General features: G+C 69.8%; 5 protein-coding genes. 1 reads left to right on the top strand and 4 read right to left on the bottom strand.

From position 1 onward, the window contains the following. The first annotated feature begins 81 nt into the window (after positions 1-81). On the top strand, positions 82-246 hold the full coding sequence (locus tag GH736_RS16275; RefSeq protein ID WP_159605203.1) for a hypothetical protein: 165 nt from the start codon (positions 82-84) through the stop codon (positions 244-246). A gap of 60 nt (positions 247-306) precedes the next feature. Here the strand turns inward: GH736_RS16275 and GH736_RS16270 are convergent, their stop codons facing one another. The 4 genes from GH736_RS16270 to GH736_RS16255 form a co-directional block, all read right to left on the bottom strand. Then, on the bottom strand, positions 307-1,215 hold the full coding sequence (locus tag GH736_RS16270) for a serine hydrolase (RefSeq protein ID WP_159605201.1): 909 nt from the start codon (positions 1,213-1,215) through the stop codon (positions 307-309). A 95-nt stretch (positions 1,216-1,310) separates the two neighbouring features. Continuing rightward, positions 1,311-3,278: a M13 family metallopeptidase gene (locus tag GH736_RS16265; protein WP_159605199.1), complete on the bottom strand. Its 1,968-nt coding sequence runs from the start codon at positions 3,276-3,278 to the stop codon at positions 1,311-1,313. Between the two features lie 123 nt (positions 3,279-3,401). Continuing rightward, complete coding sequence (locus GH736_RS16260; RefSeq protein WP_407922359.1) at positions 3,402-4,103, bottom strand: potassium channel family protein; 702 nt, start codon at positions 4,101-4,103, stop codon at positions 3,402-3,404. Continuing rightward, positions 4,096-5,460: TrkH family potassium uptake protein (locus GH736_RS16255; RefSeq protein ID WP_159605197.1), on the bottom strand; the 1,365-nt coding region annotated here is incomplete at its 5' end. The genes GH736_RS16255 and GH736_RS16260, both read right to left, overlap by 8 nt.

Genomic DNA, 5,460 nt, shown 5'->3' with positions numbered 1-5,460 from the left:
CGCCGAGGATCTGGCGTGCGCGCCGAAGTGGGGATACATCACCGGTGAGCGGTATTGCGCTGTGCACGGCTGCGCGGCGGGATGGCCCTGCACGCACACCGCACCCGCATTGCGTATCCCGACGGCAGCTTCCTCGAGGGGGCGACGAACGTCCGGGTCCCCGCCGTCGGGCACTTCCGGGTGCTCGGCGCGCACGAGACGCACACGGCGGTCCTCGACGGCGTCGCCCTGCTCGCGCAGGGCTGAGCGCAGCCCCGACCCCGGGCCGACGCGGGCCGACGGATGCCGCGAGCCCGCGGCATCCGCTCAGTGCACGTACTCCAGCAGGTCGACGCCGACCTGGTGCATGCCGTCGAGCACCGCGAGGCGCGACGTGAGCATCGTGTCGGCGAAGTACATCGACACCGCGTAGGCGACGCTCGCGCGAGGGCCGCGGAGCACGCCGACCTCGCTGCGCACGCCGCCGTCGGTGCCGGTCTTGTTCATGAGCAGCACCCCGTGGTCGGGCTTGCGGTGCGCGAGGGGGTCGAGGCCGAACGCGGAGGCGACCATCGAGAGGTCGGCGTTGAGCGAGAGCCATCCGACCACGCGCTGCGACACCTCGGGGCTCACGACCTCGCCGCGGGCGAGCGACGCGAACAGCCACGTGAGCTCCTTCGCCGAGCCGATCGACAACTGCGGGGCGTCGTCGGGGCCGCGGTGGTCGCGCACGAGGTCGAGGAGCGCCGTGCGGGTGAGGCCGAGCGCCTCGGTGCGCGCACGCACCGCCTCGAGCCCGACGTAGCGGAGCAGCACGTTCGTGGCGAGGTTGTCGCTCGACGCGGCGATGAGCGCCGCGAGGTCGGCGAGCGGCAGCGACGGCGACTGCATGTGCTGCCAGATTCCCGAGTCGCCGACGGCGTCGCGGGGGGTGCGGTCGAGCACCGTGAACGCCTCGGGGCTCGCGCCGGTGAGCCGCGAGGCGACCTCGACGAGCAGCAGCACCTTGCCGATCGACGCGGTCGGCATCACGACGTGGTCGTCGACCGAGAACAGCACCTTGCCGGTCGCGAGGTCGGTCGCCCGCGCCGAGACCTGCACGCCCGCGAGCGCGAGCTCGCCCAGGGCGTGGAAGCCACGGGCGAAGTTCTCGTTGGGCTCCTCGGTGCGGTGCTTGCCGTGTCGGATGCTGGCGTGGCGCGCTCGGCGTTCGGAACCCTGCGACGACGTCACCACAGTGCTTGCACGATCTTCCTCGGACGCTCGGCGCTCCCCCACCGCGGTCTGCGGCGCGCTCGAAAGAGATGGACTGGACGGATGAGTGGAGTGTCCTACCAGATCGTCACCCGCTCGGCCGGCTCGAGCCAGAGGGCGTCATCTGCGGTCACTCCGAAGCCAGTGTAGAACTCGTCGATGTTGCGGACGATCTGGTTGCACCGGAACTCGTTCGGCGAGTGCGGGTCGATGGCGAGCAGGCGGATGACCTCCTCGTCGCGGCCCTTCATCTGCCAGGCCTGCGCCCACGAGAGGAAGAAGCGCTGCGCGCCCGTGAGCCCGTCGATCACGGGCGGCTCGGCACCGTCGAGCGAGAGCACGTACGCCTTCCACGCGATGGCCAGCCCGCCGAGGTCGCCGATGTTCTCGCCGATCGTGAGGGCGCCGTTGACGTGGTGGTCCTGGCCGTCGAGCTGGGCCGGCTTCAACGCGTCGTACTGCGCGATGAGGGCCTTCGTGCGTTCCTCGAAGGCCTCGCGGTCGGCCTCGGTCCACCAGTCGGTGAGCCGGCCGTCGCCGTCGTACTTCGAGCCCTGGTCGTCGAAGCCGTGCCCGATCTCGTGACCGATGACCGCGCCGATCGCGCCGTAGTTCGCGGCGGCGTCTCGCTCGGGCGTGAAGAAGGGGTACTGCAGGATCGCCGCGGGGAACACGATCTCGTTGAAGCCGGGGTTGTAGTACGCGTTGATCGTCTGCGGGGTCATGAACCACTCGTCGCGGTCGATCGGCTTGCCGATCTTGCCGAGCTCGCGGTTGAACTCGAACTCCGCGGTGGCGCGCACGTTGCCCACGAGGTCGTCGGCGGTGATCTCGAGCTTGGAGTAGTCGCGCCACTTCACCGGGAACCCGATCTTCGGCGTGAACTTCTCGAGCTTGTCGAGTGCCTTCGCGCGAGTGTCGTCGCCCATCCAGTCGAGCGCGGCGATGGACTGGCGGTACGCCTCGACGAGGTTCGCGACGAGGTCGTCCATCGCCTCCTTCGCCGCGGGCGGGAAGTGCCGCTCCACGTAGATGCGGCCGACGGCCTCGCCCATGGCGCCCTCGACGAGCGAGACGCCGCGCTTCCACCGCTCGCGCATCTGCGGGGTGCCCGTGAGCGTGCGGCCGTAGAAGTCGAAGTTCGCCTCGACGAAGTCGTTCGAGAGGTAGGCGGCGCTCGAGCGGATCACCTGCCAGGCGAGCCAGTCGCGCCAGGCCGGCAGCCGCTCCTCCGTGAGCAGCGCGCCCAGGCCCTCGACGAACGAGGGCTCGCGCAGCACGAGCTCGTCGAACGCGCCCTCGGGCACGCCCATGGCGTCGCGCCACACCTGCAGGTCGACGGATGCCGCGGCCGCGGCATCCGCCCACTGGAACAGGTTGTACGTCTTCTCGCTGTCGCGGGTGTCGACGTTGTTCCAGTGCGCCTTCGCGAGGTCGGTCTCGAGGTCGAAGACCCGCACCGCGCGATCGCCGGCGTCGTCGAGCTGCGCCAGTGCGAACATGCGCTCGAGGTGCTTCGCGTAGGCGGCGCGCACGGCCTCGAAGCGCTCCTCGCGGAAGTAGCTCTCGTCGGGCAGGCCGATGCCGCCCTGCTCGACGAAGACGAGGTAGCGCTCGGGGTCGCCCGGGTCGTTGTCGACGTAGAGCTGCAGGAAGCCGGAGACGCCCTGGCGCTCGAGCCGGCCCAGGGTCTCGAGGAACTGCTCGACCGAGCTGATGAGCGACACGTCGACGAGCTGCCCGGCGATGGGCGTGGCGCCGAGCAGGTCGGCGCGCTGCTCGTTCATGAAGCTCGCGAAGAGGTCGCCGACCTTGCGATCCTCGGTGCCCGGCTCGGCCTGCTGCGCCTCGACGATGATGTCGCGCACGGCCGCCTCTGCCTCCTCGTGCAGCACGAGGAAGGAGCCGTAGCGGGCCTTGTCGGCGGGGATCTCGGTGCGCTCGATCCACTTGCCGTTGACGTGGCGGAACAGGTCGTCTTGCGGTCGCACCTCGCCGTCGAGTTCGTCCTTCGCGATGCCTGAGGGGAGCGTGACGTCGGTCATCACCCCAGCCTAGGACTCGGGACCGGCACAGCGGCTGCCGCGGCGGCACGTCTCACGGTGCAATCGCAGGCATGCGGCATCCGGATGCCCCTGCCGGCCGTGGTCTCGATCGCCGCGCCCTGCTCAGCGCAACTGGGCGAAGCCCTCGGCCTTCCTCGTCGGGCCGACGATGAGGATCGTGTCGTCGGGGCCGAGCACCGTGTCGGCGTCGGCGTTGGTCCACTCGGATCCGGGCTTCTTGTAGGCGGCGACGGTGACGCCGAACTCCTTGCGCAGGCCGGTCTTCCCGAGCGGGATCCCGTGCAGCCGTGCTGGTGGCGCGGACTTCACCACCGCGTACCCGCGCTCGATCTCGATGTAGTCCTGCGCCGCCCCACGGACGAGGTGCGCGACCTTCCGGCCCATGTCGCTCTCGGGCGACACCACGTGGTGCACGCCGAGCTGCTCGAGGATGAGCGCGTGCTCATCGGTGTCGGCCTTCGCCCAGATCGACGGCAGCCCCATCGCGAGCAGGGCGGACGAAGTGAGGATCGACGACTCGAGGTCGCCGCCGATCGCCACCACCACCCGGTCGAACTGGTCGATGGAGAGTTGGCGGAGCACCTCGGACTTCGTGGGGTCGGCCCGGACGACCTGCGTGAGCTGGCCGTTGAGGGACTGCACGTTGTCGTCGCCGGCATCGATGCCGAGCACCTCGGTGCCGCCCGCCATGAGCTCGAGCGCGAGCGACCGGCCGAACCGTCCGAGCCCGATCACCGCGACCGAGTCGGCTTCGGCGATCCGGCGGGTGGCGCTCTGGTCGCCGAACATCGAACGTCTAGCCAACGACGGGCCTCTCCTTCGGGAACTCGTACAGGATGCGGCGGTCGCGCAGGATGAGCGCGGTGCCGAGGGTGAGCGGGCCGACGCGGCCGGCCAGCATGAGCACGGCCAGCACGACCTTCGCCGAGTCGGGCAGGTCGGGCGTGATGCCCGTCGAGAGACCGGTGGTGCTGAACGCCGAGATCACCTCGAAGAGCACCCGGCCCAGCGGGAACTCGGTGAGTTGCAGCAGCAGGAGCGTCGGTCCCACCACGGCGGCGACGCTCACGAGCACGACCGTGATGGCCTGGCGGTGCACCGCACGCGACAGGCGCTTGCCGAAGATGTTCACCTGCAGCTCGCCGCGGAACTCGGTCACCATGACGAAGAAGAGCACGAGGAACGTCGTGATCCGGATGCCGCCGCCGACGCTCGCCGGGCCGGTGCCGATGAACATGAGGACATCGGTGGCGAACCAGCTGTCATCGTGCATCGCCGCGATGTCGACCGAGTTGTAGCCGCCCGATCGGGTCATCACCGAGGCGAAGAACCCCGCGAGCACGCGCGTGGCCGGGTCCAGCCGGCCGAGGGTGCCGGGGTTGTCCCACTCGACGATCGTGAGGTAGCCCGCCCCGGCCAGGAGCAGCACGACGGTGCCGGTCACCACCAGGTTCGTGTTCATGCTCCAGCGCAGCGGTCGCCGCCATTCCTTCCAGAGCTGCACGATGACCGGGAAGCCGAGGCCCCCGAGGATGACGCCGGCGCAGAGCGGGAGGCAGATGAACGGGTCGCCGACGAACTGCATCATGCTGTCGGACTGCAGCGAGAATCCGAGGTTCGTGAACGCCGAGATCGAGTCGAACACCGCGTTCCACGCGCTCCGGCCGACGTTCCAGCCGTAGTACGTGAGGTAGCGGAGGAAGAGCAGCAACGCGACGACGGCCTCGATGAGCAGCGTGATCCCGATGACGGTGCGCACGAGCCTGCGCAGGTCGGTGAAGCCCTCGGCGCGGAACTCGTTCGCGGCGTTGAGCCGGGTGCGCAACGAGAGCCGACGTGCGAGCAGCACGCCGATGAGCGCCGCCGACACGAGGATGCCCAGGCCGCCGAGCTGCGTCATCACGATGATCAGCAGTTGGCCGAGGAACGTCCAGTGGGTCGCGGTGTCGACCGAGGCGAGACCCGTCGTGGTGACGGCGGAGGCCGCCGTGAACAACGCGTCGACCGGGGTGGTGGAGCGGCCGGGCGCGGTCATGCCGTTGAACGCGGGGATCACGGTGCCGGTCTCGGCTTGGATCTTCGCAGCCTGCTCACCGCTCGCGAACGCGGCGAACTCCTTGGCGATCTCGAGCTCGTCGCTCTTCGCGTTGGCGACGTTGCC

Origin of the sequence: Agromyces humi (genome assembly GCF_009720255.1) — a bacterium.
Classification (GTDB): domain Bacteria; phylum Actinomycetota; class Actinomycetes; order Actinomycetales; family Microbacteriaceae; genus Agromyces; species Agromyces humi.
Note: the sequence above shows the minus strand (reverse complement) of the source record. Positions and strands in the feature narration are given on the sequence as shown.